We start from the raw sequence: 26743 nt of genomic DNA, 5'->3' as shown, positions 1-26743 counted from the left end.
CGGTAGCGCCGGGCCATGCCCGGCGGCTTTTGCGTTGAAACGCTCATCCACGCATGGCGTGGATCTACCAATCCCCGGCCAACAACGCTTCGGCCAGCACCTGAAGTTTCGGTGAGTGCTGGCGCGAGGGCGGGTAGATCAACGACAGCGCGCGGCTGCGGCCTTCAAACGGCTGCAGCACGCGCTGCAGGCGGCCATCGGCCAACGCGTCGGCCACCGCGAAATCCATCACCTGCACGATGCCGATGCCCGCAATCGCTGCCTCCACCAACGGGTCGCCGCAGTCGAACACCATCTGCGTCGGCGGCGTGACCTCGCGCAGCTGCCCGTCCTGCAGGAACTGCCAGTCCACCAGCCGGCCGCTGCGCAGGTTGCGCACCGCCAGGCAGGCATGGTTCTGCAATGCCGCCACATCGGCCGGCTCACCCTGCGCGGCCAGGTAGGCCGGGCTGGCCACGGTCACCCAGCGCAGTGGCTTCAACGGACGCGCCACCATGCGCTGGTCGGCGATGGTGCCGGTGCGCAGGGCGGCGTCGAAGCCTTCCTCCACCAGATCCACCAGGCGGTCGCTGAGCACCGCTTCCACCTGCAGCTGCGGATGCTGCTGCAGCAACGGTCCCAGCAACGGCACCAGCACCTTGCGCCCGAACATCGACGGAGCGCTGATCTTCAGCACACCCGAGGGCGTACAGGGGCGGTCGGCCAGCAGCCGCTCGGCGTCTTCCATCCCGCACAGCAACGGTCCCACCTGCTCGACGAACTGCTGGCCATCCGGGGTCAGCGCGACATTGCGCGTATTCCGCTGCAGCAGCTTTACCCCCAGCGAGGCTTCCAGCCGGCCGATCGCGCGTGACAGCCCGGACTGGCTCAAGCCGAGCTGGCCGGCGGCGACGGTGAAGCTGCGCGCCTCAGCCACCTGCACCAGCATGCGCACCGCGTTGAGGTCCATCGAGGATCCATTCATGCGGAAAATCATGACAGAAATCGCGCTGAGGGGGTTTATTGATTCAGCTGCATCAATGAGACTGCCGTCCCCCCCTCCGAACCGGGCGCCGCATGCCTCCCCTGAAATACCCGCGCTGGGCGCTGACCCTGCTGGCCACCGCGCAGCTGATCATCGCTCTGGACGCCACCATCATCTTCGTCGCCCTGCACGACATGGGCCGCGCGCTGCAGATCAATGCGCAGCAGCTGCAGTGGGTGGTCAGCGCCTATACGGTGGCCTTTGGCGGCAGCCTGCTGCTGGGCGGGCGTGCGGCCGATCTGCTGGGCCGCCGCCGCTTCTACCGGCTGGGCATGCTGCTGTTCGCGCTGGCCTCGCTGCTGGGTGCGCTGGCGCCCAATGCCACGCTGCTGATCGTGGCACGTGCGGCGCAGGGCATCGGTGCGGCGCTGCTGTTTCCGGCCACCCTGGCCCTGATCAATACGCTGTATGCAGAAGGCCCGGTGCGCAACCGCGCGCTGGCAATCTGGAGCATGGCCAGCGCGGCGGGCCTCGCGCTGGGGTCGCTGCTGGGCGGTGTACTGACCCAAGCCTTCGGCTGGCCGGCGGTGCTGGCGGTGATCGTGCCGTTGGCCACGGCCTGTGCGGTCGCCGCGGGCGCGTGGCTGCCGGCCGATGGCCCGCGCGTGCGCGGCCGTTCCTTCGATCTGGCCGGTTGCCTCACCGTCACCGCCGGCGGCAGCCTGCTGGTCACCACCCTGGTGCAGGGGCCGGAATGGGGCTGGACCGCGCCGGCCACGCTCATCTGCCTGTTGCTGTCAGCCGTGCTGCTGACGGTGTTCGTACAGATCGAAAAGCGCAGCCGCGACCCGCTGATGCAGTTCGCGCTGCTGCGCCTGCCCGGCCTGCGTGCAGCACTCGGCCTGACCTTCGCGTTCATGAGCAGCTATGGCGTGCAGTACTACTTCCTGGCGCTGTACTTCCAGGATGGCTACGGCTGGAGCCCGCTGCAGGCCGGCATGGCCTTCCTGCTGCCGACGCTGGTATGCACCTTCGGCATCCGCATTGCCGAGCGCATGCTGCAGCGCCGTTCGCCGCGGCAGGTGCTGGCCTGGGGCTTCGCCGCCGGTGCCATCGGCATCACCGCGGTGGCGCTGGCGATGCCGCACGGCGCCAGCTACTGGCCGCTGCTGCCGGGCATCGTGGTGCTCAGCGTGGGCCAGGGCATGAGCTGGACGGCGATGTGGATCGTGGCCGGGCAGGGCGTGCCGGGGCCGCAGCAGGGTGTAGCGTCGGGCATGGCCGCTACCGCACAGCAGATCGGCGGCGCGTTGGGACTGGCAGTACTGGTAATGGTGGCCAACGCCGCACGCGGCACGCAGGCGGCAACCAGTCCTGATGCCCTGCAGGGCATGATCAATGCACAGTACGGCGCAGCGCTGTTCGCCGCGCTCGGCGTGCTCATCGCGCTGGGCCTGCGTCCGGCACGGGTAGACTGCAGCTCTCCCGACGCGCTGCCCAACGACGCATGATTGCACTGCTTGATCTTCGCCAGACGCTGGACGCGTTTGCCGCCTGCAATGACGACCACGACGTATGGGCGTCGTTCGGCTGGGTGCATGCCAGCGAGGGCGATCTGCTGGCTGCGCGTTTCTGGTTGCCGGCAGATGAAGACGCCGCGTTCGATGATGACGGTGAAGTGCCCGAGGCCGTGCAACCGTTCCGGTCGATGGATGCGCTGATGCTGCGGTAGTGCCGGCCGCTGGCCGGCAACTGCAATGATCCAGCTATCCTGAGGTTGCCGGCCAGCGGCCGGCACTACCGATCCCGGGCAGATCTACATCATGCGTGGATGTACCGATTCCGGGTAGATCCACGCCATGCGTGGATGCGGTCATCCCAACGCCAACAACTGCGGCTGCAAGGCGCTGAAAATACGCGCCAGCCGCTCCGCCCATGCCTGCTGCCCGGCGGCATCGGCGATCAGGTCCTGGCGGATTTCCAGTTCCACATGCACCAGGCCGCGACCTTCGCCATGCACCGGCACCGCGTAGTCGCTGCTGCTGTTGACCGAATACGGTTCGTTGTCGCCCACCACCAGGTCGCCTTCATCGCGCAGTGCCTGCAGCAACGCGTGGGCAAAGCGTGTGTCCTGGTGGTACAGCACGCCGGCGTGCCAGGGGCGCTGCATGCCGTTCATCACCGGGGTGAAGCTGTGCATCATCACCAGCAGCGTCGGCCGTCCCGCAACGCGGCGCGCCTCCAGTTCGGCATCGATGCGTGCATGGTAGGGCGCGTGGATCGCATCGATGCGCTGCTGCCGCTGTGCGGGCGACAGCCCGGCATTGCCCGGCACCAGGGTGTGGTCGCTGACCTCGGGAATCAGCGTGGGCGAAACCAACGGCCGGTTGCAGTCGATCAGCAGCCGCGAATAGGTCTGCTCGATCGCCCACGCATCCAGCCGCTCGGCCAATGCACGGGTGGTGCCGCCGATGCCGATGTCCCAGCCGATATGCCGGTCCAGTTCGGCCTGCGGCAATCCAAGGTCGGCCAGTGCACGCGGCACCTGTTGGCCGGCATGGTCGGCCAGCAGCAGGAACGGTGAGGCGCCCTGCGCACGGTGCACGCTGAAGATCGCCGGATCGTCGGCGCCCAGCAGTGCCGGCAGCGCGCGCAGGTCGGCGTCAGCCACGGGGCCGGCCGTCCAGGTGGTGCTCGATCATCCACAGGCCGGCCCACAGCTTGGCATCGGCTTCATAGCCTTCGGCCATTTTCTGCACCAGCCAGGCGGCCGCCTGCGTGCGCGGCACTTCATGCACGGTGATGTCCTCGCTCTCGTCGCCGCCGCCTTCGCCGATGCGACGCAGGCCGGTGGCACGCACGAAGGCGATCTTCTCGCTGCTGGCACCGGAGGAGGTGGGGCCGATCATCAGCACTTCGGCGTGCTCGGCGGTCCAGCCGGTTTCCTCTTCCAGCTCGCGTACAGCGGAAACTTCGATGGACTCGCCCGCATCGATGTCGCCGACCAGCCCGGCCGGCATCTCGATGGTCGACGCCTGCAGCGGCACGCGGAACTGTTCGACGAACAGCACCTTGTCCTCGGGGGTGACGGCAATGATGATCGCGGCCAGGCCGCCGGCGTGGGTGCGTTCGCTGTATTCCCAGCTGCCACGCACGACCATGCGCTGGTACTTGCCTTCGTAGACGACACGCGGTGCTTCGGTGTTGCGCTGGCTCATGCGGGCTCGCTGGAAGTAGGGACGGGGTCGGAAATGCCGGCGGCACTGAACAGCCGGCGGCGGGTCATGGGGCCGAAGCGCAGGGTCTGGCACAGGCCGCCGAGCAGCTCTGGATCGGCCGCCTGGCGCGGCATGCCGGGCTGGCAACCTTCCAACGGTGCGTCCAGTGCGATGGTGGTCAGCTGGCGCCAGAGCTGGGCGTGCTCGCGCTGCTCGCGCAGGCGCACGGCCATCTGGGCCGCGCCGCGCAGGCGCAGGAACGGCACTTCGTCCAGGCGTTCGAACAGCACGTCCATGCTGCCGAAATGGGCCAGCAGCACGGCCGCCGACTTGGCACCGACACCGCTGATGCCCGGAATGTTGTCGACCGCATCGCCACACAGCGCCAGGTAATCGGCGATCTGGTGCGCGTGTACGCCGTGCCGGGCCTTGACCCCGGCCACGTCCCAGCGCTGGTTGCGTGCGTAATCCCATTGCTCGTCATGGTCGAGCAGCAGCTGAGACAGGTCCTTGTCGGCGGAAATGATCACGCCGCGATGGCTGCTGCGGTGGCCATGCAGGGCGCTGCCGATCAGGTCGTCGGCTTCGTAATCATGGTGGGCAAGCACCGCCAGGCCGAGCGCTGCGCACAACGCCTTGCAGTGCACGAACTGGCGCTTGAGCGCTTCCGGCGCCGGGTCCCGATTGGCCTTGTAGGCCGGGTACAGGCGGTGGCGGAAGCCGCTGTCCAGTGCTTCGTCGAAGGCGATGGCGATGTGCCGGGGGCGTTCGCGCTCCAGCAGGTCCAGCAGGAAACGGGCGAAGCCGTGCACGGCGTTGGTCGGCCAGCCCTGGCTGTCCTGGAATTCGTCCGGCAGCGAATGCCAGGCGCGGAACACGTAGATGCTGGCGTCGACCAGGTACAGCGGCGGCGGTATCGCCACGGGAATCACGGCGTTCACTGGCCGGTCCAGTCCTGCAGCAGGGCCGCGGCATCGGGGCGCTCGCGCTCAGGGACTTCGGCCTTGGGCGTGCCGATGTGGATGAAGCCGGCAATGCCTTCGCCCTCGGCCAGCCCCAGGTGGGCGTGCACGGCAGGATCGAAGGCCATCCATGCGGTCAGCCACTGCGCGCCGAAGCCCAGCGCCTGTGCCGCCTGCAACAGAGCAAAGCACACACAGCCGGCGGTCATCAGCTGTTCCTGTGCCGGTACCTTCGGGTCCGGGCGGGGGCTGGCCACCACCACGATCACCAGCGGTGCATGGCTGAAGCGCTGGCGGTCCTTCTCGAACACGGCGTCGCCGGCATGCGGGTCGCGCTCACGGCTGCGCGCGGCCAGGAAGTCGCCCAGAGTGTGACGCGCATCGCCGGCGATCTTCAGGAAGCGGAACGGTACGCGCTTGCCGTGGTCGGGCACGCGGACCGCCGAGGTCAGCATCCGCTGCAGGGTGGCCGGGTCCGGTCCGGGCTCGCCCAGTTGCCGCGAGGGCACCGAGCGGCGGGCATCCAGGGCGAGCAGGGCGGCAGGGTCGGGCATGGAGTCTGAACCGGTCATCACGGGTCGCTGATTATAGTCGGGGAGGTAGATGACGCCGTTTGTGTCGCGTCAGACCCCTGAATAGCAAACTGTGATGAACATCATGCCACTGGCGGATCACGGAGCCCCGCTTCCCCTCGCCTCGCAGGCCCCGCACGGCTTACGATACGTAATATTGCCGGGCCGCCGTTCATGAGGTTTGAAGTGAGGACTGTTTCACTGTCCGCGATGGGCTGGGCGGCCTACCATCGAGGGACCGGTGCATGGGGTGTACCGGCCGTCGCGATGTCCATGATGTCTGTCGCACCAGAGAAGGTGGGGAGCCTTCCCGAATGATGAGCGCGCCCACTCCGATGGGATCGCCGGGCCGTGACCCGGCCCAGCTCCAGCTTGCCCGGGACATCGTCCTGCCGGCGTTGTGCCAGGCCTTTGGCGCGGCACTGGCCCGCTTCGACGATGCCCTGTTCGACCGTGCCGGCAATGCCGGCTCGTCGCAGTTGCTGTTCCTGGACGCGATGCGCGAGCTGCGCCGCCGCCGTGAGGAGATCGCCGGTGGCTTTGCCGGCCATCTTGGCCATGCCTGGGACGGTCTGGCTGCAGGCGAGCCGCTCTCTGCCGAGCTGACCCTGGCCGGGCAGGCCCAGGATGGCCTGAGCCTGGTGCCGGAACATGTACTGGAATCGCGGTTGGCGGTGCGCAACTTCGCCACCGTGCTGCTGCGCGACTTCAAGCCGGTGCTGGCGCGGCTCGACCGCCGCCTGGGCTGGCTGGGCGGCGGTATCGAACTCGACGCCGACCGCAACCCGATCAGCCCCGAGCATCTGGGCGTGGCCATCCACGAAGCCTTCGCCGGCTGTGAGCTGGCCCCGGAAGTACACCTGGTGCTGATCAAGCTGTGCGAGCGCGACCTGCGCGCGCCGGTGGGCCGCATCTACGAGAAGCTGGACGAGCACCTGGCCGCGGCCGGGGTGATGTCGCAGATGGGTGCCCCGCGCCGACCACTGTCGCCGGCCCCGGCGCAGCACGTTCCGCATGGCCTGGATGATCTGGTCGAGCAGCGCACGGCGCCGGGCGTTGACAACGAATTCAATGACGACGAACAGGCCGCACCGGCCTGGGCGCAGCGATTTGCCGCGCGCTGGTCGGAGCGTCGTGGCCACATGCAGCAACATGCTGGTGGCGAGGAGAACCCGTCCGGTGAAGCCTATTCCGGCCAGCAGGGCATGCTGCTGGAAGCCCTGCACGAACTGCTGCAGCAGACCCGCCACGTGCGCGACGACGCAACCTCTGCGGCGCAGGTCGCGGTCGGCCAGCATCGCCCGTTGAGCCAGCGCGAAATGATGTCGGTGCTGTCGCTGCTGCAGGCCACGCCCAGTGCGACCCTGCGTGCGGCGATCGGCGAGGACGGCGAATCGTTGGCGCAGCGGCTGAAGAGCGAAGTGCTGTCCAGCGCTACCCGGCTGGGCGTCGACCCGGGCCAGACCCGGCTGGACGCGCAGGACGAGGATGCGATCGACCTGGTCGGCATGCTGTTCGACGTGATGCTCGATGAGCGCGAACTGGAAGGCCGCTCGCGCGAGCTGATCGGCCGCCTGGTGGTTCCGTTCGTGAAGGTGGCGATGCTGGACCGCCGCATGTTCGTGCAGAAGACCCATCCGGCGCGCAAGCTGCTCAACTCGCTGGCCGAAGCCTGCGAGGGCAACACCGGCGAAAGCCAGGCCGAACGCATGCTGATGGCCAAGGTGGAGGAGATCATCGAGCGGCTGGTCGCCGAGTTCAACGAGAACTTGGCGATCTTCCTGACCCTGGAAGAAGAATTCCGCGATTTCCTGGTACAGCACCGCCGTCGCGTGGAAATCGCCGAGCGCCGGGCCGCCGAGACCCAGCGCGGCCAGGAAAAACTGGAAATGGCCCGCACCCGTGCCGGCGCCGAACTGGATCGCCGCATCGGCGATGCCACCCTGCCGCCGGCCATCGCCGAGTTCCTGCGCCAGCCCTGGCAGCACCACCTGACCCTGGCGCTGCTGCGCGAGGGCGAGGAGGGTGCCTCGGTGGCCGAGGCGCTGACCCTGGCTGATGGCCTGCTTGAGGAAGTGGCCGAGGCCCGCCGGCAGATCGTCGGCAAGCCGTGGCTGCAGGCCTGGCAGCCGATGCTGGCCAAGGTGTTTGCCAGCGTCGGCGTGCATGGCGACGCAGCCACCGCAGCCATCGATGCGCTGCACGACACATTGCAGGGCATCGCCGAATCGCGACCGGAGCTGCAGCGCGCGTTGCCGGAGCTGCCGCAGGTGGTGCTGCCCGCGCCGCCGGCCCCGGAAACACCGGCAGTGGAACTGGGCGGTACCTTCAATACCGACGATTTCGACAATGCCGATGCCGACCGCTTCCGCCGGATGGAGATCGGCAACTGGCTGGACTTCGTCGACAAGGATGGCAAGGTGCAGGCGGGCAAACTGTCCTGGATCAGCCCGATTTCCTCGCGCCTGCTGTTCGTCAACCGGCGTGGCGTGCGCTTCTGCGTGGCCTCACCCGAAGAACTGGCGGTGATGGTGCGGCTGGGTCGCCTGCGTCCCCACATCGACGATGGCGCCTTCGACAGCGCCATGCAGGGCGTGCTCGACCGCCTCGACCCGGGTGGTGCGACGCTGCACTGAGCCACGTACGCCTGCTAGGATCGGACCCACTCACCGATCAGCGGGAATCTGCATGGCCGTGGCGTTGCTGGGGATCAAGGAGACCGCGCCGGGCGAACGACGCGTTGCGCTCACGCCGGAAACGGCGCGCAAGCTCGGTGCGCTGGGCATCACCGTGTGGTATCAGCCGGGTGCGGGCCAGACGGCCGGTTTCACCGATGCCGCCTACGACGACGCAGGTGCCCGCGCCTTCGACGCCGCCCGTTGGGCCGAGATCGACATCCTGCTGTGCGTGCAGGCGCCACCGGCCGAGGTACTGGCCCAGCTCAAGCCGGGCGCCAGTGTGGTCGGCCTGCTGACCCCGGCGGCCGACCCTGCGTTGGCCGCATTGGCCTCGGATGACCGCCTGCACCTGTTCCCGCTGCAGCAGTTGCCGCGCACCACGCGCGCACAGGCGATGGACGTACTCAGTTCGCAGGCCGGCATGGCCGGCTACAAGGCGGCATTGATTGCTGCCGAACGCGCGCCGCGCTTCTTCCCGATGCTGACCACGGCGGCCGGTACCGTGCGTCCAGCCAAGGTGCTGGTGATCGGCGCCGGTGTCGCCGGCCTGCAGGCCATTGCCACCTCACGCCGCCTGGGTGCGCAGGTGGAGGGCTTCGACGTGCGCCCGGAAACCCGCGAACAGATCCAGTCGCTTGGTGCGCGCTTCCTCGACCTGGGGGTGAGCGCGGTAGGCGAGGGCGGTTATGCGCGGGCGCTGACCGATGAAGAGCGTGGTGAACAGCAGCGCCGTCTTGGCGACCACCTGCGCAGCGTGGACGTGGTGATCTGCACTGCCGCGGTGCCGGGACGTCAGGCGCCGACGATCGTCACCGCCGCGATGGTCGAAGGCATGGCCGCCGGCAGCGTGATCGTCGATCTGGCCGCCGAGAGCGGTGGCAACTGCGCGTTGACCGAGCCCGGCCAATGCATCGAGCACCAGGGCGTGACCATCGATGGCCCGCTGGGCCTGGCCAGCCGGGGTGCCACCCAGGCCAGCGAGATGTATGCGCGCAACCTGATGAACTTCGTCGCCCTGTTCGTGCGCGACGGCCAGCTGGGCTTCGACTGGGAAGACGAACTGCTGGCGAAAACGCGCTGGCAGGCGTAAGCCGGTAGCGCCGGGCCATGCCCGGCGGGTGCAGCGACATCCGGTGAACCCGCGGGCATGGCCCGGCGGTCCGCCTTCGATGGCGGGTTACCGCGGCTTCGCCGGCGGCGGGTTGTCCCGCACCCATTCCCTGCGTTCGTCTGCGGTCATCTGCGACCAGCGCTCGCGCATGGCATCGCGCTGGGCCGGACTGAGGTCACGCATCTGGCCGAACAACGCCCGGGCCTGCTCGCGCTGTTCCGGGCTCATGTGCTCGAAGCGGCGCAGGCCGCGGCGGGCCTTGTCGCGTTCTTCCGGGCTCATCGACTGCCAGCGCTGGCCGTGCGACAGCATGCGCTGGCGCTGCGCGGAATCGGCGCCGTTCCAGCGGTCACGCAGTGGGGCCAACAGCGCTTCGCGCTGGGCCGGGCTCAGCTGTTCCCAGTTCGGCAGCGGCGCGGCAGCCGGTGCCGGCCGCGCGGCAGGCACCGGCGCGGTGGCCTGCGCCAGTGCCGATGCAGCGGGCAGCAGGGTCAGGGCGATCAGCAGGGGCAGGGAGGGGTATCGCAGCATGGTTCACTCCATCGCCAGGTCGTTGTCGCCCAGCCACAGGTACAGATCGGGATTCTCGTCGTACAGCACGCCATTGTCTTCTTCCGCAGCGACGATCGGCGTGCTGATCGGGCCCTGGTGATCGCCCGGGCCGACGAACTGGACGCCGATGCCCAGCGCGATCACCAGCGAACAGGCGCTGGCCAGCCACCAGCGCCAGCGCCCGGCGTGCGCCGCACCGGCGTTGTGACGGGCACTGCGCAGGCGTGCCAGGGTGGCCGGCGACAGCGCCTGCAGCGACTGCGCGTGCAGGCTGCGCAGGGCGTCATCGGAAGGCAGGGGGCGGTTCACGGGTGCATCTCCAGTTGATTCTGCAGCGCCTGTCGGGCGCGCGCCAGATGGGTCTTTACCGCGCCTTCGCTGCAGCCCATGGCGCGGGCGGTGGTGGCCCCGTCCAGGTCCTGCAGCACGCGCAGGGTGAATGCCTCGCGCTGGCGGGCGGGCAGGTCGCGCAGTGCTTGCACCAGCTGCTGGTACTGCTGGCGCTGCTCGTGCGCCTGCGAAGGGTCCGGTGCGGGGTCGGCCCAGTCGATCTCGCCGCCATCGGCATCCTGGTTGTCGCGCCAGAACGGCAGGCGGAAACGGCGGCGGCGCTGCAGGTCGATCACGCGCCGGCGCAGGATGCTCCAGAACAACGGCGCCCACTCGGCGGCCGGCTTGTCGGCATAGTCCAGCATGCGCAGCAGCGCGTCCTGCACCGCATCCAGCGCGTCATCACGCTGGCGCAGACCGGCCTCGGCGAAGCGGAAGGCGCGCGGCCCGACGCTGGCCAGGAACGCTTCCAGCGAGGCCGGAACGGCGTCGGCATCGGTGGTTGAGGGGACAGGGCTGCTCACCAGCACAGGGTACGGTTCCTCGGCAGGGGTCACCATCGACAACGCGTGAGCGCGGCCGTGGTTGACCGGGACGCGCGCAGGGTTCAGCCCATGGTTATGATGGGGCGACGAAGACAGAGCAGGAGCGTTGCCGGTGAGTGACGGGTTCGTGGCGCTGTACATCTTCATGCTGGCCGCCATTGCCGGCCACGTGATCACTTCCCGGGTCCCGGTGATCCTGCATACCCCGTTGATGTCGGGCTCCAACTTCATCCATGGCATCGTGCTGATCGGCGCGATGGTGGTGCTGGGGCACGCACAGACGCCGTTGGAGAAGGTGCTGGGGTTCCTCGCCGTGGTGCTCGGCGCCGGCAACGCCGCCGGCGGCTATGTGGTCACCGCGCGCATGCTGGAAATGTTCAAGCCGAGCGTGCGCAAGGCCGGCAACGATGAACCGAAGGAGCCGCAGGCTTGAACATCAGCACCGTCGAACTGCTCGATTGGCTGGTCAAGGCCAGCTACCTGGTCGCCGCCACCCTGTTCCTGCTCGGCCTGCAGCGCATGGCCTCGCCGATGACCGCAAGCAGCGGTATCCGCTGGGCGGGGCTGGGCATGCTGCTGGCCACGGTGGCGACCTTCTTCCTGCCCGAACTGCACAACGTGCCGCTGATCCTGGTGGCACTGCTGCTGGGGGCCGGCCTGGCCTGGTGGTCGGCGGGCAAGGTCGCCGTCACCGACATGCCGCAGATGGTCGCGCTGTACAACGGCATGGGCGGCGGCTCGGCGGCCGCCATCGGTGCGGTGGAACTGCTGCGCTATGCGTTCCTGGCCAATCGCGATACCACCCACTGGAGTGCGCAGGCGCTGGCCGATCTGGCCGCGCGGCAGCCGTCCGGCACGGTGCTGGTGCTGGCGGTGGTGGGCGCGGCGATCGGTGCGGTGTCGCTGTCCGGCTCGGTGATCGCCTGGGCCAAACTCGATGGCCGCCTCGACAAGCGCGTGACCTGGCCGGGCCAGCAGGTGATGAACCTGCTGGTGGCGCTGGCCGTGGTGGTGCTGGGCATCATCGCCGCCAGTACGCTCAGCACGTGGGCGATCGTCGCCTTCTTCGTGCTGGCCCTGGCGCTGGGCGTGTTGATGACGTTGCCGATCGGTGGCGCCGACATGCCGGTGGTGATCTCGCTGTACAACGCGTTCACCGGCCTGGCGGTGTCGTTCGAAGGCTACGTGCTGGGCAACGAGGCGCTGATCATCGCCGGCATGATGGTCGGTGCGGCCGGCATTCTGCTGACCCGGTTGATGGCCAAGGCGATGAACCGGCCGATCCGCAACGTGCTGTTCTCCAACTTCGGTGGTGGCGCCGGTGGTGAGGCGCAGGCGATTTCCGGTTCGCAGAAGCCCATCGAGGCGGCCGACGTGGCGGCGATGATGGGCTTTGCCGAACGCGTGGTGATCGTGCCCGGCTATGGCATGGCCGTGGCCCAGGCCCAGCACAAGATCTGGGAGCTGGCGCAGCGGCTGATCACGCGCGGGGTGAAGGTCAAGTTCGCCATCCACCCGGTGGCCGGGCGCATGCCCGGGCACATGAACGTGCTGCTGGCCGAAGCGGGGGTGCCGTACGACCTGATCGCGGACATGGACGACATCAATCCCGAGTTCGCCACTACCGACGTGGTGCTGGTGATCGGCGCCAACGACGTGGTCAACCCGGTGGCGCGCACCGATCCGGCCAGTCCGATCTACGGCATGCCGGTACTGGACGTGGTCAATGCCCGCAACGTGGTGGTGATCAAGCGCGGCAAGGGTACCGGCTTTGCCGGTATCGAGAATGCGCTGTTCTATGCCGACAACACCCGCATGCTCTACGGCGATGGTGCCGAGGCGGCGGCGTCGTTGGTCAGCGAGCTGAAGGCGCTCGACGGCGGGCATTGAGGGTTGGGGTCGGATCCCTTTCCGCAGGAAAGGGCTCTGACCCCGGATCCAACCACCCCATCCACGCATGGCGTGGATCTACCAGGGCATCACCGGCGCGATCAACGCGCCAGCCAGGCGCCTACGGCGACGCCCACCGCCAGCCACAGCCACTCGACCACGCCATTGGCCAGGGTGATCAGCGTCCAGGCCAGGTGCGGGCCCATCCGCAGCGAGGCGTCCCAGGGGTTCAGGCCCATCGAACCGCCCATCCAGGCACTGGCGATCGCCCAGTTCGAGATCGCGGCCACCAGCAGCGTGCCCAGCACGACCAGGGCGATGCGAAGCTTGCCGGGACCGAGCGTGCCCAGACGCAGCATGAATACCAGTTCCAGGGCGGTCAGTACCGCCATCCAGCCGACCGGACGGCCGGTGAACAGGGCGATCAGCATCCAGGCGAGGGGGGCGGTGGCCAGCGCCAGCAACAACATGAAGGGCCAGAGCCAGGTAACGGTCCTGGCGCGTGCGGCATTGGAGGACATCGAAGCTCCTGAAGGTCGCCCACAGGATACTGTGGTTTGCCGCAGTGCACCGGCGAGGGCGGGGCGCCTACGCTAGAATGGCCGCTTGCGTGGCTTATGCCGCAGCCCCATATCGGTCCCCATGTATTCCCGTAGCAGCGAACCTGTCCACTTCGAACGCGATTGCGAGGCCGTGATGGTCCCGCAGGGCGACACCGTGACCTTGCCCGCCGGCAGCTATGGGTACATCACCCAGGCGCTGGGCGGCAGTTATTCGGTGTTCGTCGAGGGCAATCTGTTCCGCATCGCCGGCAAGGATGGCGATGCCATCGGCAAGGAGGCGCCGGCACCGCTGGAACTGCCCGACGATGCCAGCGACGAGCAGGTCGAGCAACTGGTCTGGCAGCAGCTGCGCACCTGTTTCGACCCGGAAATTCCGGTCAACATCGTCGAACTGGGCCTGGTCTACGAGGTGGAGATCAAGCACCTGGACGAAGGGCAGCGCGAGATCGACGTGAAGATGACCCTGACCGCGCCTGCGTGCGGCATGGGCGACATCCTGGTCGACGACGTGCGCAGCAAGCTTGAAATGATCCCGACGGTGGCCGAGGCCGACGTCGAGCTGGTCTTCGACCCGCCGTGGAACCAGCACATGATGTCCGAGGCCGCACGGCTCGAAACCGGCATGCTTTGACCCACGGCCCGCAGTGACGCGGGCCCGGCATTACCCGCAACCAGAACAGGAAATCTCCGGTGTCCCAGTCCATTCCCAGCTTCGCCGTCACCCGTTCGGACCACCCGCGCAGCGCTGAAGAGCGCGCCCAGATCCTGGAGAAGCCGGGCTTCGGCCTGCACTTCACCGACCACATGGTGGAAGTGCGCTGGGACAAGGATGCCGGCTGGCACAACGCCAACGTGCGTGCCTATGGTCCGCTGCAGCTGGACCCGGCCGCGGCCGTGCTGCACTACGGCCAGGAGATCTTCGAAGGCATCAAGGCCTACCGCCATGCCGATGGTTCGATCTGGACCTTCCGCCCCGATGCCAACGGCCGTCGCCTGCAGCGTTCGGCGCAGCGCCTGGCGTTGCCGGAACTGCCGGTGGAGATCTTCGTCGAATCGCTGAAGCAGGTGATCGCCGTCGACAGCGCCTGGGTGCCGTCGGCCGATGAGTCGAGCCTGTATTTCCGTCCGTTCATGATCGGCGATGAAGCGTTCCTTGGCGTGCGCGGCGCGCACAAGGCCGGCTACTACGTCATCGCCAGCCCGGCTGGCCCGTACTTCGCCAAGGGCGTCGCCCCGGTGTCGATCTGGCTGTCCACCGAGTACGCGCGTGCGGCCAAGGGCGGTACCGGTGCGGCCAAGTGCGGTGGCAACTACGCCGCGTCGCTGTTGCCGCAGCAGAAGGCGCAGGCACAGGGCTGCTCGCAGGTGCTGTTCCTGGACCCGGTCGAAGGCAAGTACCTGGAAGAACTGGGCGGCATGAACGTGTTCCTGGTCTACAAGGACGGCACCCTGGTCACGCCGGAACTGTCCGGCAGCATCCTCGAGGGCATCACCCGCGAGAGCATCCTGCAGCTGGCCCGCGACCGCGGCATGAAGGTCGAAGAGCGCAAGGTCACCATCGATGAGTGGAAGCAGGGCGTGACCTCCGGCGAGATCGCCGAAGTGTTCGCCTGCGGTACCGCTGCGGTGGTCACCCCGATCGGCCAGCTGAAGGGCGAAGGCTTCTCGGTGGGCGACATCAATGCGCCGGCTGGCGAAGTGACCATGTCACTGCGCAAGGAACTGACCGACATCCAGTACGGTCGCCTGCCGGACCGCCACGGCTGGCTGGTCAAGCTGGGCTGATCGCCTGCGCTGAACGCTGGCGCCGGGTTACGCCCGGCCGCATCCCCGGAAAGCCCGTCCCCGCGACGGGCTTTCTGCGTTTCAGGCGTACGTCCGCCGGGCATGGCCCGGCGCTACCAGGATCAACGGCTCCCCCTGCGCGCGGCGATGCCCGGCGAATGTACGCGTACCACGGTAGCGCCGGGCCATGCCCGGCGGCTGTTCGCCGATGTCGGCAAAGACATGGTGGGACAGGACATTCCGCAGTCAGGTACGTGCAGCTGACGCGAAAGTTCCTTCACCTTCACAAACCCTCGACCCGGAAAGTCTCAGATCCAACATTTCATCTTGCTGAAAAGACGCTGAAAATCTTGTGGTGTCCGGTTTGAGCCACTAGCGTCATCAACACAGCGGATGGTCAGGGGAATCCGCTGGCTCGCCGGACCCGAACCTCGCCATCGCAAGCCAGCCCACGGTTCAGGCCGGTGCTTCTGCCGATTCCGGCATTCCTACCATTAGAAGGGAAATCCGATGTCCCAGGTAACGCAACCGCGTGTGCGTCGTGTGTGGGTGGTCCTTGGTGCGTCCGTCCTGTCATCGCTGCTGCTGGCCACGCCTGCGCTGGCCGGTGATGTCCAGCTCAGCGGCCTGCAGTCCGCGCCGACCCACCAGCGTTTCATCGTGAAGTACCGCGACGGCAGTGCGCCGGTGGCCAACACCACCGCGCTGGCCTCTTCGCTGAAGACGGCCGCTGCCGGCATCGCCAGCAGCCAGGGCCGCGCGCTGGGCCTGCAGCAGGTCCGCAGGCTTGCCGTCGGCTCCACCGTGGTCAGGACCGACCGTGCGCTGGACCAGGCCGAATCCGAGCTGCTGATGCGCAAGCTGGCCGCCGACCCGAACGTCGAATACGTCGAAGTCGACCAGATCATGCGCGCGACGCTGATCCCCAACGACACCCGTTTCAGCGAGCAATGGGGCTTCGGTACGTCCAACGCCTCGATCAACGTGCGTCCGGCCTGGGACAAGGCCACCGGCACCGGTGTGGTCGTGGCCGTGATCGATACCGGCATCACCAACCATGCCGACCTCAACGCCAACATCCTGCCCGGCTATGACTTCATCAGCGACGCGGCGATGGCGCGCGATGGCGGTGGCCGTGACAGCAATCCCAACGATGAGGGTGACTGGTACGGCGACAACGAGTGCCAGGCCGGTTATCCGGGCTCGAACTCCAGCTGGCATGGCACCCACGTGGCCGGCACGGTCGCTGCGGTGACCAACAACAGCACCGGCGTGGCCGGTACCGCCTTCAACGCCAAGGTCGTGCCGGTGCGCGTGCTCGGCAAGTGCGGCGGCTACACCTCCGACATCGCCGACGCGATCGTATGGGCCTCCGGTGGCACGGTCAGCGGTGTGCCGGCCAATGCCAACCCGGCCGAGGTCATCAACATGTCGCTGGGCGGCGGCGGCAGCTGCTCGACCACTTACCAGAACGCGATCAACGGCGCGGTCGGCCGCGGCACCACCGTGGTGGTCGCTGCCGGCAACAGCAACACCAACGTCTCCAGCGCGGTACCGGCGAACTGCCCGAACGTGATCGCCGTGGCGGCCACCACCTCGGCGGGTGCGCGTGCCAGCTTCTCCAACTACGGCACCGGCATCGACATCTCCGCACCGGGCCAGAGCATCCTGTCCACCCTCAACAGCGGCACCACCACCCCGGGCAGCGCCAGTTACGCATCCTACAACGGCACCTCGATGGCGGCACCGCACGTGGCGGGCGTGGTTGCACTGATGCAGTCGGTGGCACCGAGCCCGCTCAGCCCGGCGCAAGTGGAAAGCATCATCAAGAGCACCGCGCGTCCGCTGCCGGGTGCGTGCTCGGGTGGTTGCGGCGCCGGCATCATCGACGCCGATGCCGCGGTGACTGCCGCGATCAACGGCACCACGCCCAACCCGGGTGGCACCGTGCTGCAGAACAACGTGCCGGTTACCGGCCTCGGCGCAGCCAGCGGTGCATCGCTCAGCTATACCGTCAACGTCCCGGCTGGCAGCACGCAGCTGCGCGTGGCGATCAGTGGCGGCAGCGGTGATGCCGACCTGTACCTGCGCCAGGGCAGTGCCCCGACCGACACCGTCTACACCTGCCGCCCGTACCTGAGCGGCAACAACGAGACCTGCACCGTCAACAGCCCCACCGCCGGTACCTGGTACGTGCGGCTGAAGGCCTACAGCACCTTCTCGGGCGTGACCGTCAACGCCCAGTACTGAGCCCAAGCCCCTCTCCATGGGCACGCCCCGGCCTCGGCCGGGGTGTTTTTTTTGGGGGACGGCGAAGCGGAGAAAGCAATGTGCAGCAGTGCATTTGCTCTTGCTCTGCCCTTGACCTTGCTGGCCGCGCGCGATGATCTGTCAGGAGGGGGGGATCCCCCCGACGCAGGACCGTTGGCGCCATGGGCCCGAGGCATGCCTCGGGCGGGTTGGGCAGGACGCCCAACCCCGGTCTTGCCGTGTGCGCAGGACAGCGCACACGAGCAAGGCGCCATCGAGCCCCCAAGGATGGGTTTATGGCGTGTCCTGCGATGGGAGCCTGAGCCTCTCACCACTACAGCAACCGAAACGCCGACGCGCGACAGCGCGCCTTAATCCCTCAAACCGACTCGAACCGGTTCGCCGCCACGTTCTTGCGCACATGCTGCGGGTCGAAGATCCGGCCGTTCATCGCGATGAACACCCCCGCCGGCAGCGACTGCACCGCACCGATCGCACAGCCGATGTTGAACTCCGCATCCGAACCACGGAAACGCGCCGGGCTCAGCGCACCGGTCATCACGATGGTCTTGTCCGGGATCGTCGCCAGCACCTTGCCGGTCTGCACCATCGAATCGGTGCCGTGGGTCACCAGCACGTGGCGGGTGGGCTGCGCAGCGATCGTCGCGCGGATCAGCTCACGATCGTCGTCGTTGATGTGCAGCGAATCCTTGCGCAGGATCGGAATCACGTTGAAACGGAACGTGACCCCCAGTTCGCGCAGGATCATGCCGATCTGCGGGTCGCCGATCTGGTAGTCCGACTTGTCGTCGAAATAGATCTTGTCGATCGTGCCACCGGTGGTGACGACCAGGAGCTCTTCCATCATGTGCATGCGCGAAACCAAGGCAGGTACAGCGGCGCGGGGCCGGGAACGCAGATGATACGGCCCACCGGGCGCAGCGTCAGCGCCGCCGCCCGAAACGGGCGCGCAGGCCGGGCAGGCTGGCCGAAAAGATCACCAGCAGCGCAAGCACGATTTCGATCAGTGCCAGCCAGCGGGTCTCGGGATGGCTCCAGGCGCTCATCACGCCGTGGCTGAACCAGCCCAGGGCCAGCACCGCCGCCCAGAACCCGGCCTTGCGCCAGCCCAGCCGCAGGGCGATGGCCAGCGCCAGCGGCGGCGCTGTGAACACCAGTTGGGTGGCCACCCAGTGCCTGTCGTTGATGAACCAGCCGGCAAACAGCGCCGCCAGCCCCATCAGGGCCAGCAGCAGCACGGTGCGCGGCGCGGTGCTCATCGCGCCAGCCGCTGCGCGATGTCGGCCACGCGCCGGCCCAGCGCCCGCGCCAGTACCGCCTCGTCGTCGGTGGGTTGCGGGTCGTCGGCGGCGCCGGCCACGTGGCTGGCGCCATACGGCGTGCCGCCACTGGTGGTGTGGCTCAGCGCCGGCTCGGTGAACGGAATGCCGACGATCAGGCAGCCGTGGTGCAGCAGCGGTACCTGCATCGACAGCAGGGTCGACTCCTGGCCGCCATGCATCGACGCGGTGGACGTGAACACCCCGGCCGGCTTGCCGGCCAGCGTGCCGTTCACCCATTCGGCGCCGAGGCCGTCAAGGAAATGCTTGACCGGCGCGGCCATGTTGCCGAAACGGGTAGGGCTGCCCAGCAGCAGTCCCTGGCACTCCGCCAGGTCCTGCACGCTTACATAGGGCGCGCCATCGTCGGGTACCGGCGGCTGCGCGGTCTGGGTAACGGCAGCCACCGGCGGCACCGTGCGCAGCCGCGCTGCCATGCCCGGAACCTCGCCGATGCCCCGCGCGATCTGGCGCGCCAGCCGTGCCACCGAACCGCCGCGGCTGTAGTACAGCACCAGGATTTCGCCCATCGCGCCCAGCTCTCCTCATCGTGTGGACGCCAGTATGGCTATCCTGCACCGATTCCGCATCGGGTACCCTTGCGCCGATGGAACCTTTGGATACGCTCAATTTGTGGATGGAACGCGCGCGGGATCGCGCACGCGCCGCCAGCTTCGGCCGCTTCCTGTGGCGCCGCTTCCTCGACGACCGCCTGTTCCAGGCCGCCGCCGCGCTGGCCTACACCACGGTGTTCGCGCTGGTGCCGTTGGCGATCGTGGTATTTGGCGTGCTCTCGGCCTTCCCGGTGTTCGATCGCTGGAGCGACCAGCTCAGCGACTACGTCTTCTCCAACTTCGTGCCCAATGCCGCGCGCGCTGCCGAAGGCTACCTGCGGCAGTTCTCGGCCAGCGCCGGCCAGCTCACTGCCGCCGGTTTCATCGCCCTGGTCATCTCGCTGCTGATCACCCTCAACAGCGTTGAAGAAACCTTCAACCAGATCTGGCGCGTCGGCAGCAGTCGGCCGCGGCTGACCCGCTTCCTGGTCTACTGGACGGTACTGACCCTGGGCGCGATGCTCGCCGCTGCGTCGCTGGCGGTGTCGGCGCGGGTGTTCGCGATGCCGTTGTTCGGCACGCAGGAGGGGCGCTGGCTGGCCGATCTCGCCTTGCGGCTGGCGCCGATCCTGATCGAATTCGTCTGCATCACCCTGATGTTCCGGGTGGTGCCACATCACACCGTGAAGTGGCGCCATGCGGTTCCGGGCGCGATTCTCGCCGCAGTGATCCTGGAGCTGGTGAAGTGGGGCATCGGCGCCTACCTTGGCAGCTTCCAGTCCTACCAGAAGCTGTATGGCACGGTGGCCTTCGTGCCGATCCTGCTGCTGTGGATCTACCTGTGCTGGGTGGCCGTGCTGCTGGGCGCGTCGTTGGCGTCGTCGATGGCGGCTTTCCGCTACCAACCGGTGGAACTGCGCCTGCCGCAGGGCTACGAGTTCTATGGCCTGCTGCGCCTGCTCGGGCGCTTCCAGCACGCACGCGCCAAGGGCAGGGGCCTGGCCGACGACGAGATCCTGCGGCTGGAACCGATGCTGACCGACTCGCTGCTGCAGGACCTGGCCTGCCACCTGGAGGGCATCGGCCTGCTGCGCCGCGATGAGCGCGGCGAGTGGCTGCTGGCCCGCGACCTGGACCAGGTCAGCCTGGGCGATCTGTACGAATGCACGCAGCTGCGCATTCCGGTGGCCGAACAACACCTGCCTTACCGCGATGACAGCCTCGGCCGGGCCGCCTTGGCCGCACTGGATGAACTGCGCCTGCCGCTGCGTGAACGCCTCAAGCGTCGCGTCAGCGACATCTACCCTGATTCTGGAGACACCCCATGACCTGCAAGACCCCGTTGCTGCTGGCTGCGCTGCTGGCCCTGGCCGCCTGCAAACCCGCGCAGGAGCCGACCCCGGCCAGCAGCCAGCCGCCGGCACAGGCACCGACCCCGGCCGCGCCGGCGCCGGTGGAGGACACGCCCGCCGAGCGCGTTACTGCCGAGTTCCCGACGCTGAAGATGAAGGCGGTCGATGGCAGCGATTACGACCTGGCCGCGCATCGTGGCAAGTGGGTGGTGGTGAATTTCTGGGCGACCTGGTGCGCGCCCTGCCGCAAGGAAATGCCCGAGCTGTCGGCGTTGCATGCCATGCGCAGCAACATCGAAGTGGTTGGCCTGGCCTACGAGGACATCGAGGTTCCGGAGATGCAGGCGTTCCTGACCAAGCATCCGGTGACCTACCCGATCGTGGTCGTCGATCCGTTCGACCCGCCGGCCGACTTCGCCACCCCGCGTGGCCTGCCGCTGACCCATCTGATCGACCCGCAGGGCAAGCTGGCCCACAGCTTCCTGGGCCCGGTCACCGCGGCGGACATCGAAAAGCAGATTGCTGCTGCCAAATAAGGGGAGGGGCAGGGCTGCGCCCTGCACCCACCGAAGCGGTAGTGCCGGCCGCTGGCCGGCAACCTCGACAGCAACAGCCAAGGCCAAAGCGGGTTTCCTGTGGGGAGGCGGGGTGGGTCCGGTTGCGGGGGACGCCGTAAATACGTCCCTGTAGGCTCGGTCGCCGCATCCATGCGGCTCACGCCCCCGCAACCGGACCCACCCCGCCTTCGACAGTTTCTGGCGACCTGCCGGAATGACATGGCCTGCTCTTGGTGGGTGTCGACCTTGGTCGACACGTAGATCCACGCCATGCGTGGATGCTCTTCGTTCAATTGTCGAAATATTCGATTTCGATGGACATACATCCACGCATGGCGTGGATCCATCAGATCGCAGAAATCTGTCAGAGGTGGGGCGGTGTCGGAGTGCGGGGTGTCAGCCGCATGGGCCCGAGGCGTGCCTCGGGCGGGTTGGGCAGGACGCCCAACCCCGGCCTTGCCGTGTGCGCAGGACTGCGCACACGAGCAAGCGGCTGCCAAGCCTACAAGGACGTACTTGCGGCGTCCCCGCACTCCGACACCGTCCCGCCATCCCACGCAATGCCGCTTTTGCTGTTGCTTTGGCTGTTGCCTGAAAGCAGCAGGTGCAGGGCGCAGCCCTGCCGACCCACCCTATTCTTCGACCGGAAAATCCTCGATCGGCTTCAGCACGTCGTAGTGCTCGCGATGCAGCTTGCCCTTCAGTTTCGGCAGCTCCGGCAAGGGCGCATCCACCCGTGTGTCCGGCAGCCGGTCCAGCAGATTGCGGACCAGAGTCAGGCGACCCAGCCGCTGGTCGTTGAAATCCACCAGCGTCCACGGCGCACCGTCGCGATGGGTCGCGCGCAGCATCGCCTCGCGCGCTTCGGTGTACGCGCTGTACTTGCTGCGCGACTTCAGATCCACCGGCGACAGCTTCCACCCCTTCAACGGATCAAGATGGCGTTCGGCGAAACGCTTCTCCTGCTGCTCCTGGTCCACGCACAGCCAGTACTTGAACAGCAGGATGCCGTCATCCACCAGCAGCTGTTCGAACACCGGTGCCTGATGCAGGAACTGCTGGTACTCGGTCTCGCTGCAATAGCCCATCACCCGTTCCACGCCCGCGCGGTTGTACCAGCTGCGGTCCATCAGCACGATCTCGCCGGCGGCCGGCAGATGCGTGGCGTAGCGCTGGAAATACCATTGCGTGGCTTCGCGGTCGGTGGGCTTGGGCAACGCCACCACCCTGCATTGGCGTGGGTTGAGGTGCTGGCTGATGGCCTGGATCGCACCGCCCTTGCCGGCGGTATCGCGTCCTTCGAACAGCACCAGCAGGCGTTGCCCGCTGTGCTGCACCCAGCGTGCCATCGCCGTCAGTTCCAGCTGCAGCGGCTGCAGCAGTTCGTCGTATTCCTTGCGCTTGAGCTTGGCCATCGTCATGCCACGCGGGAGGGAAGCTCGAGCGTAGCGCAGGGCGATGTCAGGGCGTGTCGAGGCCCTGCCAGCCCTGTTCGCGGGCCAGCTGCTGAAGCAGTGCGGACAGATCGCGCGCGAAGGCCGTCATGTCGAACAGGCCGCTGCGCTCGCGTGCCTGCGCCAGTTCGGCACGCAGGGCAGCCAGCGCGGCCGGGTCGTTGCCGAGTGCGCTGGCGGTGGCGACGAAGGCCGCATCGTCGGCGACGTTCATGTGCTCCAGCCCCAGATGATGGTTGAGGCTGCCGGCCACGCGCGCGGCGAAGGTAGCGCCGGGGCAGGTCAGCACCGGGCAGCCGGCCCACAGTGCATCCGATGCGGTGGTGTGCGCGTTGTACGGGTTGGTGTCCAGGAACAGGTCGGCCAGCTGATAGCGGGCCAGATACTGCGGATGCGGCAGCTTGGCCATGAACACCAGGCGCGCCGGATCCAGTCCTGCAGCCTTGGCGGCGGAACGCAGCCTTGCATCGGCCTGGCCGGGGCCGGACAGCAGCCACAGCACGCTGCCAGGTACTGCCTGCAGCACCGCGAACGCACGGCCCATGCTGCGCGGGTTGAGTTTGTAACTGTTGTTGAAGCAGCAGAACACCGTGCCCTGCGTGGGCAGCCCACACGCCGCACGGTCCGGCGCCGGTTCCAGCACGCGGGTGTTGTCGGAGGGCTGGAACGCGCGCGGCAGGCGCAGCACGCGTTCGCTGTAGTGCGGTTCCAGCGAGGATGGCAGCGCGAAGTCGTCAGCGATCACTGCATCCAGCCACGATGCACCGGAGGTGCCGGGGTAGGCCAGCCAGTTCAACTGCAGCGGGGCAGGGCGCATCGCCAGTACTTCCGGCGTGCCGCCACCGCCCCAGCCGCGCAGGTCCAGCAGCAGGTCGATGCCCGGTGCACGGATGCGCGCGGCCGTATCGGCGTGGCGCAATCCCACCACGTCATGCAGCCGGGTGGCGGCCTGCAGGCGTTGGCGGATGCGGCTGCCATCGTCCGCGTTGAGCGCGAACAGATGCAGTTGCAGGGCCGGGTCGCGGCTCATCTGCTCCAGCAGCGCCACCGTCAGCAATCCGGTGGGATGGGCGCCGAAGCCGTTGGAAAGCAAGCCCACGCGAAGTGGGCCTCGTTCGCGCAGCTTCGCCGGCGGCAGTGGCCGCACCGATGCCGCCACCGCGGCGGCGCGTGCACGCGCGCAGGCCAGCTGTTCGGCCGCGCTGGCGTCTTCGCTGAGAAACGCGAAGGGTTCCACTACGCCCTGGCCGGACACCAGTGCACCGCGCACCTGATCGGCCAGCGCATCCACGTCCTGCCAATCGCACAGGCGACGCTGCCAGGCGAGGCGCTGCGCGGCGATATACGGCTCGTCGGGCATCAGTGCATGTGCGCGGCGATAGGCCGCTGATGCACCTTCGGCATCGTTGGCATCTTCCAGCGCGTGCCCCAGCCACAACGCGATGCCCGGGTGCTCCGGTGCCAGCGCCGAGGCCTGGCCCAGCAGCGTAGCGGCATCGGCATGCGCTCCTGCCATCCATGCCACCCGGCCGAGCCGGGCAAGCGCTTCAGGATGATTGGGCCGCAGCTGCAGCGCGCGCCGCGCGGCCTGCTCGCCGGCCGCGATGTCGCCGGCTTCCAGTTCCAGGTCGGCCAGCATCACCCAGGCGACGAAGTCGCCGGGCTGGCGCGTGATCGCCTGCTGCAGTTGCTGCCGCTGCTGCCAGGCCGACATGCTGGTCAGCCCGCCGAAAGCTGGGCCAGGGCGTCGACCTGGTGCTCGTGGCTCAATCGCTGCAGCAGCGGATCGAGATCGCCGGCCAGTACGTTGGGCAGGTCGTACAGGGTCAGCCCTTCCACGCGGTGGTCGGTGATCCGGCCCTGCGGGAAGTTGTAGGTACGGATGCGCTGGCTGCGGTCGCCGCTGCCGACCTGCAGGCGCCGTGATTCTGCCTGCGCCGCGTCGTGGCGCTGGCGCTCGGCATCCAGCAGCTGCGCCTTCAGGCGTTTCATCGCCTTGTCCCGGTTGGCATGCTGGCTGCGTTCGGTCTGGCACTCCACCACCACGCCGCTGGGCACGTGGGTGATGCGGATCGCCGATTCGGTCTTGTTGACGTGCTGGCCACCGGCGCCGGAGGAGCGGTAGGTATCAATCCTCAGGTCAGCCGGGTTGATGACGATCTCATCGACTTCGTCGGCTTCCGGGATGATCGCCACGGTGGCCGCCGAGGTGTGGATGCGGCCCTGCGATTCGGTGGCCGGCACGCGCTGCACGCGGTGGGTGCCCGATTCGAATTTCAGGCGCGAGAACGCGCCCCGGCCGACCACGCGCGCCACCACTTCCTTGTAGCCGCCATGTTCGCCGGGGTTGTCCGATTCGATCTCGACCTTCCAGCCCTGTCGCTCGGCGTAGCGGGCATACATGCGGAACAGGTCGCCAGCGAAGATCGCCGCCTCGTCGCCGCCGGTGCCGGCGCGCACTTCCAGGAACAGGTTGCCTTCATCGCGCGGGTCGCGCGGCACCAGCAGCAGCGCCAGTTCCTGCTCCAGTTCCTGCAGGCGGGCCTGGGCGGCGGCGATCTCCTCGTCGGCCAGTTCGCGCAGGTCCGGATCGGTGCGCATGCTTTCGGCCGCGGCCAGGTCGGCCTTGGCACGCACTTCATCGGCCAGCGCGGTGGCGACCGGTTCGAGCTGGGAAAACTCACGCGAAAGATCGCGGAAGCGCGCGTTGTTGGCGACCACCTCCGGTTCGGCGAGCAGACGTTCCAGTTCTTCGCGGCGCTCGGCCAGCGCTTCCAACTTACGGCGCAGGGTCGGCGTCATCGGTTCTCACAGGTGGGTGGTGGTAACCCGGCGCAGCCGGGAACAGGCGCTCGGCGGCGCGGGTCAGGTCGGCGTCGCCGCTGAGCGCGGCCGCGCGCAGGGCGGCGGTCGGCGGGTGCAGCAGGCGGTTGGTCAATCCATGGGCAAGCAGTTCCAGCACTTCGTCGGCCGGCTTGCCGTTGGCCAGCTGCTGGCGCGCGCGCTCCAGCAGTTCGGCACGGGTGGCCTCGCCGAAAGCGCGCAGTTGCCGCAGCGGTGCCTGGTGGGCGCTGGCCTGCAGGGTCTCGACGAAGCGCGAGACCTGCAGGTCGATGATCGTCTCCGCTTCGGCGGCCGCCTCGCGGCGGCTGCGGCGGTTGTCTTCCACCGCGCGCTCGAGGTCGTCCACGGTATACAGGAACGCATCGTTGAGACTGGCAACGTCGGCTTCGATGTCGCGCGGCACGGCCAGGTCGAACAGCAGCATCGGCTTGTGCCGGCGTGCGCGCAGGGCGTTGGCCACTGCAGCACGGTGGATCACCGGTTCGCGGGCGGCGGTGGCCGAGAACACCACATCGGCCTCGGCCAGGTGACGCTCAAGTTCGGTCAGCGGCAGCGCCACACCGCCATGGCGGCTGGCCAGTTCCTGCGCATGGGCGAGGGTGCGGTTGGCGATCAGCAGCCGCCGCACCTTGCCTTCGCTGAGGTGGCGTGCGGCCAGCTCGATGGTCTCACCGGCGCCGACCAGCAGCACGGTGGAATCGTCAAGGCGTGCAAATGCGTTCTGCGCCAGGCGCACCGCTGCCGAGGCCACCGATACCGGGTTGGCACCGACCTGGGTATCGGTACGCGCGCGCTTGGCCACCGAGAACGTCTGCTGGAACAGGCGGTCCAGGCGTTGGCCGAGCAGGCCGTGGTCGCGCGCGGTCGACCAGGCGTCCTTCACCTGGCCCAGGATCTGCGGCTCACCCAGCACCATTGAATCCAGCCCCGTCGCCACCCGGAACAGGTGGCGAACGGCATCGGCATCGGCGTGCTGGTACAGGTAGCCCTGCAGGTCGCCAGCCTGGCTCTGCAGCCACTGGTCCAGCGCCTGCGCGGACTCGGCCACGGCATACAGCTCGGTGCGGTTGCAGGTGGACAGCAGCACCGCCTCGGCGATCTGCGGGGTATCGCGCAGCGAACCGAGCGCGCGCGGCAACGCGTCACCGGCGAAGGCTGCGCGTTCGCGCAGTTCCACCGGTGCGGTCTGGTGATTCAGTCCGAGCACCCACAGGGTCATTGT

27 protein-coding genes are annotated in these 26743 nt (G+C 68.0%); 11 read left to right on the top strand and 16 right to left on the bottom strand.

The window, feature by feature from the left end:
• Window positions 1-64: 64 nt before the first annotated feature.
• Entirely contained in the window at window positions 65-949 is an 885-nt protein-coding gene (locus ABIA73_RS16355) for a LysR family transcriptional regulator (RefSeq protein ID WP_025877955.1), read from the bottom strand.
• A 107-nt stretch (window positions 950-1056) separates the two neighbouring features.
• On the opposite strand from ABIA73_RS16355, the gene ABIA73_RS16350 reads away from it, so the two are divergent.
• Together ABIA73_RS16350 and ABIA73_RS16345 are read left to right on the top strand one after the other, a co-directional pair.
• Window positions 1057-2475 carry an MFS transporter gene (locus tag ABIA73_RS16350; protein WP_354276027.1) on the top strand — a complete coding sequence of 473 codons (1419 nt, stop codon included), beginning with the start codon at window positions 1057-1059 and terminating at the stop codon, window positions 2473-2475.
• Complete coding sequence (locus ABIA73_RS16345) at window positions 2472-2696, top strand: hypothetical protein (protein ID WP_140228208.1); 225 nt, start codon at window positions 2472-2474, stop codon at window positions 2694-2696. Before ABIA73_RS16350 ends, ABIA73_RS16345 begins: the two co-directional genes overlap by 4 nt.
• 141 nt (window positions 2697-2837) lie before the next feature.
• Here ABIA73_RS16345 and ABIA73_RS16340 read toward each other — a convergent pair whose 3' ends face one another.
• Genes ABIA73_RS16340 through ABIA73_RS16325 form a run of 4 tightly spaced genes read right to left on the bottom strand, consistent with a single transcriptional unit; the run spans window position 2838 to window position 5698 of the window.
• Window positions 2838-3635, bottom strand: coding sequence for an N-formylglutamate amidohydrolase (locus ABIA73_RS16340; RefSeq protein WP_059066077.1), 798 nt, complete (start codon window positions 3633-3635; stop codon window positions 2838-2840).
• The gene (locus ABIA73_RS16335; RefSeq protein WP_025877960.1) at window positions 3628-4182 is read right to left on the bottom strand and encodes an NUDIX hydrolase; all 555 of its coding nucleotides are present in this window, start codon (window positions 4180-4182) and stop codon (window positions 3628-3630) included. The genes ABIA73_RS16340 and ABIA73_RS16335 overlap by 8 nt, the downstream gene beginning before the upstream one ends.
• Window positions 4179-5135, bottom strand: coding sequence for a 5'-3' exonuclease (locus ABIA73_RS16330; protein WP_059066094.1), 957 nt, complete (start codon window positions 5133-5135; stop codon window positions 4179-4181). Before ABIA73_RS16330 ends, ABIA73_RS16335 begins: the two co-directional genes overlap by 4 nt.
• Window positions 5120-5698 carry a nitroreductase family protein gene (locus ABIA73_RS16325; RefSeq protein WP_025877963.1) on the bottom strand — a complete coding sequence of 193 codons (579 nt, stop codon included), beginning with the start codon at window positions 5696-5698 and terminating at the stop codon, window positions 5120-5122. Before ABIA73_RS16325 ends, ABIA73_RS16330 begins: the two co-directional genes overlap by 16 nt.
• A 332-nt stretch (window positions 5699-6030) precedes the next feature.
• Here ABIA73_RS16325 and pacR point away from each other — a divergent pair, with 332 nt between their 5' ends.
• Both pacR and ABIA73_RS16315 read left to right on the top strand, forming a co-directional pair.
• A complete protein-coding gene (pacR, locus tag ABIA73_RS16320) occupies window positions 6031-8352 on the top strand; it encodes a PacR family protein (protein WP_080149968.1) in 2322 nt (773 codons plus the stop codon).
• Between the two features lie 52 nt (window positions 8353-8404).
• Window positions 8405-9484 (top strand): NAD(P) transhydrogenase subunit alpha, encoded by a 1080-nt coding sequence (locus ABIA73_RS16315; RefSeq protein WP_032977478.1) that lies wholly within the window; start codon window positions 8405-8407, stop codon window positions 9482-9484.
• An 87-nt stretch (window positions 9485-9571) separates the two neighbouring features.
• Here the strand turns inward: ABIA73_RS16315 and ABIA73_RS16310 are convergent, their stop codons facing one another.
• From ABIA73_RS16310 to ABIA73_RS16300, 3 genes are read right to left on the bottom strand one after another with little or no spacing between them, the layout of a single operon-like run.
• Window positions 9572-10036, bottom strand: coding sequence for a DUF3106 domain-containing protein (locus ABIA73_RS16310; protein WP_279208900.1), 465 nt, complete (start codon window positions 10034-10036; stop codon window positions 9572-9574).
• Window positions 10037-10039: 3 nt separating this feature from the next.
• Window positions 10040-10366: a hypothetical protein gene (locus tag ABIA73_RS16305; protein WP_059066081.1), complete on the bottom strand. Its 327-nt coding sequence runs from the start codon at window positions 10364-10366 to the stop codon at window positions 10040-10042.
• On the bottom strand, window positions 10363-10947 hold the full coding sequence (locus ABIA73_RS16300) for an RNA polymerase sigma factor (RefSeq protein WP_080149966.1): 585 nt from the start codon (window positions 10945-10947) through the stop codon (window positions 10363-10365). Before ABIA73_RS16300 ends, ABIA73_RS16305 begins: the two co-directional genes overlap by 4 nt.
• Before the next feature lie 97 nt (window positions 10948-11044).
• On the opposite strand from ABIA73_RS16300, the gene ABIA73_RS16295 reads away from it, so the two are divergent.
• Together ABIA73_RS16295 and ABIA73_RS16290 are read left to right on the top strand one after the other, a co-directional pair.
• Window positions 11045-11365 (top strand): NAD(P) transhydrogenase subunit alpha part 2, encoded by a 321-nt coding sequence (locus ABIA73_RS16295; RefSeq protein ID WP_354276026.1) that lies wholly within the window; start codon window positions 11045-11047, stop codon window positions 11363-11365.
• A complete protein-coding gene (locus ABIA73_RS16290; RefSeq protein WP_025877971.1) occupies window positions 11362-12822 on the top strand; it encodes an NAD(P)(+) transhydrogenase (Re/Si-specific) subunit beta in 1461 nt (486 codons plus the stop codon). The genes ABIA73_RS16295 and ABIA73_RS16290 overlap by 4 nt, the downstream gene beginning before the upstream one ends.
• Before the next feature lie 101 nt (window positions 12823-12923).
• On the opposite strand, the gene ABIA73_RS16285 is transcribed toward ABIA73_RS16290, so the two are convergent.
• Window positions 12924-13343, bottom strand: a complete 420-nt coding sequence (locus ABIA73_RS16285) for a hypothetical protein (RefSeq protein WP_025877973.1) — start codon at window positions 13341-13343, stop codon at window positions 12924-12926.
• 121 nt (window positions 13344-13464) lie between these two features.
• Between ABIA73_RS16285 and sufT the strand changes: the two genes are divergently transcribed.
• The 3 genes from sufT to ABIA73_RS16270 all read left to right on the top strand — a co-directional run bounded on the left by sufT (window position 13465) and on the right by ABIA73_RS16270 (window position 17420).
• Window positions 13465-14016: a putative Fe-S cluster assembly protein SufT gene (sufT, locus tag ABIA73_RS16280; protein WP_025877975.1), complete on the top strand. Its 552-nt coding sequence runs from the start codon at window positions 13465-13467 to the stop codon at window positions 14014-14016.
• A 59-nt stretch (window positions 14017-14075) separates the two neighbouring features.
• Entirely contained in the window at window positions 14076-15170 is a 1095-nt protein-coding gene (locus ABIA73_RS16275) for a branched-chain amino acid aminotransferase (RefSeq protein WP_354276025.1), read from the top strand.
• Between the two features lie 510 nt (window positions 15171-15680).
• Window positions 15681-17420 carry a S8 family peptidase gene (locus ABIA73_RS16270; protein ID WP_354276024.1) on the top strand — a complete coding sequence of 580 codons (1740 nt, stop codon included), beginning with the start codon at window positions 15681-15683 and terminating at the stop codon, window positions 17418-17420.
• Between the two features lie 379 nt (window positions 17421-17799).
• Here ABIA73_RS16270 and ABIA73_RS16265 read toward each other — a convergent pair whose 3' ends face one another.
• The 3 genes from ABIA73_RS16265 to wrbA form a co-directional block, all read right to left on the bottom strand.
• Window positions 17800-18285 carry an asparaginase domain-containing protein gene (locus tag ABIA73_RS16265; RefSeq protein ID WP_033830416.1) on the bottom strand — a complete coding sequence of 162 codons (486 nt, stop codon included), beginning with the start codon at window positions 18283-18285 and terminating at the stop codon, window positions 17800-17802.
• 79 nt (window positions 18286-18364) lie between these two features.
• Complete coding sequence (locus tag ABIA73_RS16260; RefSeq protein WP_354276023.1) at window positions 18365-18700, bottom strand: DUF2069 domain-containing protein; 336 nt, start codon at window positions 18698-18700, stop codon at window positions 18365-18367.
• Complete coding sequence (gene wrbA, locus ABIA73_RS16255; protein WP_025879137.1) at window positions 18697-19290, bottom strand: NAD(P)H:quinone oxidoreductase; 594 nt, start codon at window positions 19288-19290, stop codon at window positions 18697-18699. Before wrbA ends, ABIA73_RS16260 begins: the two co-directional genes overlap by 4 nt.
• A gap of 77 nt (window positions 19291-19367) precedes the next feature.
• Between wrbA and ABIA73_RS16250 the strand changes: the two genes are divergently transcribed.
• Entirely contained in the window at window positions 19368-20642 is a 1275-nt protein-coding gene (locus tag ABIA73_RS16250) for a YihY family inner membrane protein (RefSeq protein ID WP_025879138.1), read from the top strand.
• Window positions 20639-21202, top strand: coding sequence for a TlpA family protein disulfide reductase (locus ABIA73_RS16245; protein ID WP_033830417.1), 564 nt, complete (start codon window positions 20639-20641; stop codon window positions 21200-21202). The genes ABIA73_RS16250 and ABIA73_RS16245 overlap by 4 nt, the downstream gene beginning before the upstream one ends.
• Window positions 21203-21855: 653 nt before the next feature.
• Here the strand turns inward: ABIA73_RS16245 and ppk2 are convergent.
• From ppk2 to hemA, 4 genes are read right to left on the bottom strand one after another with little or no spacing between them, the layout of a single operon-like run.
• Complete coding sequence (gene ppk2 / locus ABIA73_RS16240) at window positions 21856-22638, bottom strand: polyphosphate kinase 2 (RefSeq protein WP_025879140.1); 783 nt, start codon at window positions 22636-22638, stop codon at window positions 21856-21858.
• Between the two features lie 46 nt (window positions 22639-22684).
• Entirely contained in the window at window positions 22685-24391 is a 1707-nt protein-coding gene (locus ABIA73_RS16235; RefSeq protein ID WP_059066087.1) for an O-linked N-acetylglucosamine transferase, SPINDLY family protein, read from the bottom strand.
• A gap of 5 nt (window positions 24392-24396) precedes the next feature.
• A complete protein-coding gene (gene prfA / locus ABIA73_RS16230) occupies window positions 24397-25479 on the bottom strand; it encodes a peptide chain release factor 1 (RefSeq protein ID WP_354276022.1) in 1083 nt (360 codons plus the stop codon).
• Entirely contained in the window at window positions 25457-26740 is a 1284-nt protein-coding gene (hemA, locus tag ABIA73_RS16225) for a glutamyl-tRNA reductase (RefSeq protein WP_025879143.1), read from the bottom strand. The genes prfA and hemA overlap by 23 nt, the downstream gene beginning before the upstream one ends.
• Between the last annotated feature and the right edge of the window lie 3 nt (window positions 26741-26743).

Source organism: Stenotrophomonas sp. 2694 (assembly GCF_040548715.1).
Classification (GTDB): domain Bacteria; phylum Pseudomonadota; class Gammaproteobacteria; order Xanthomonadales; family Xanthomonadaceae; genus Stenotrophomonas; species Stenotrophomonas indicatrix.
Note: the sequence above shows the minus strand (reverse complement) of the source record. Positions and strands in the feature narration are given on the sequence as shown.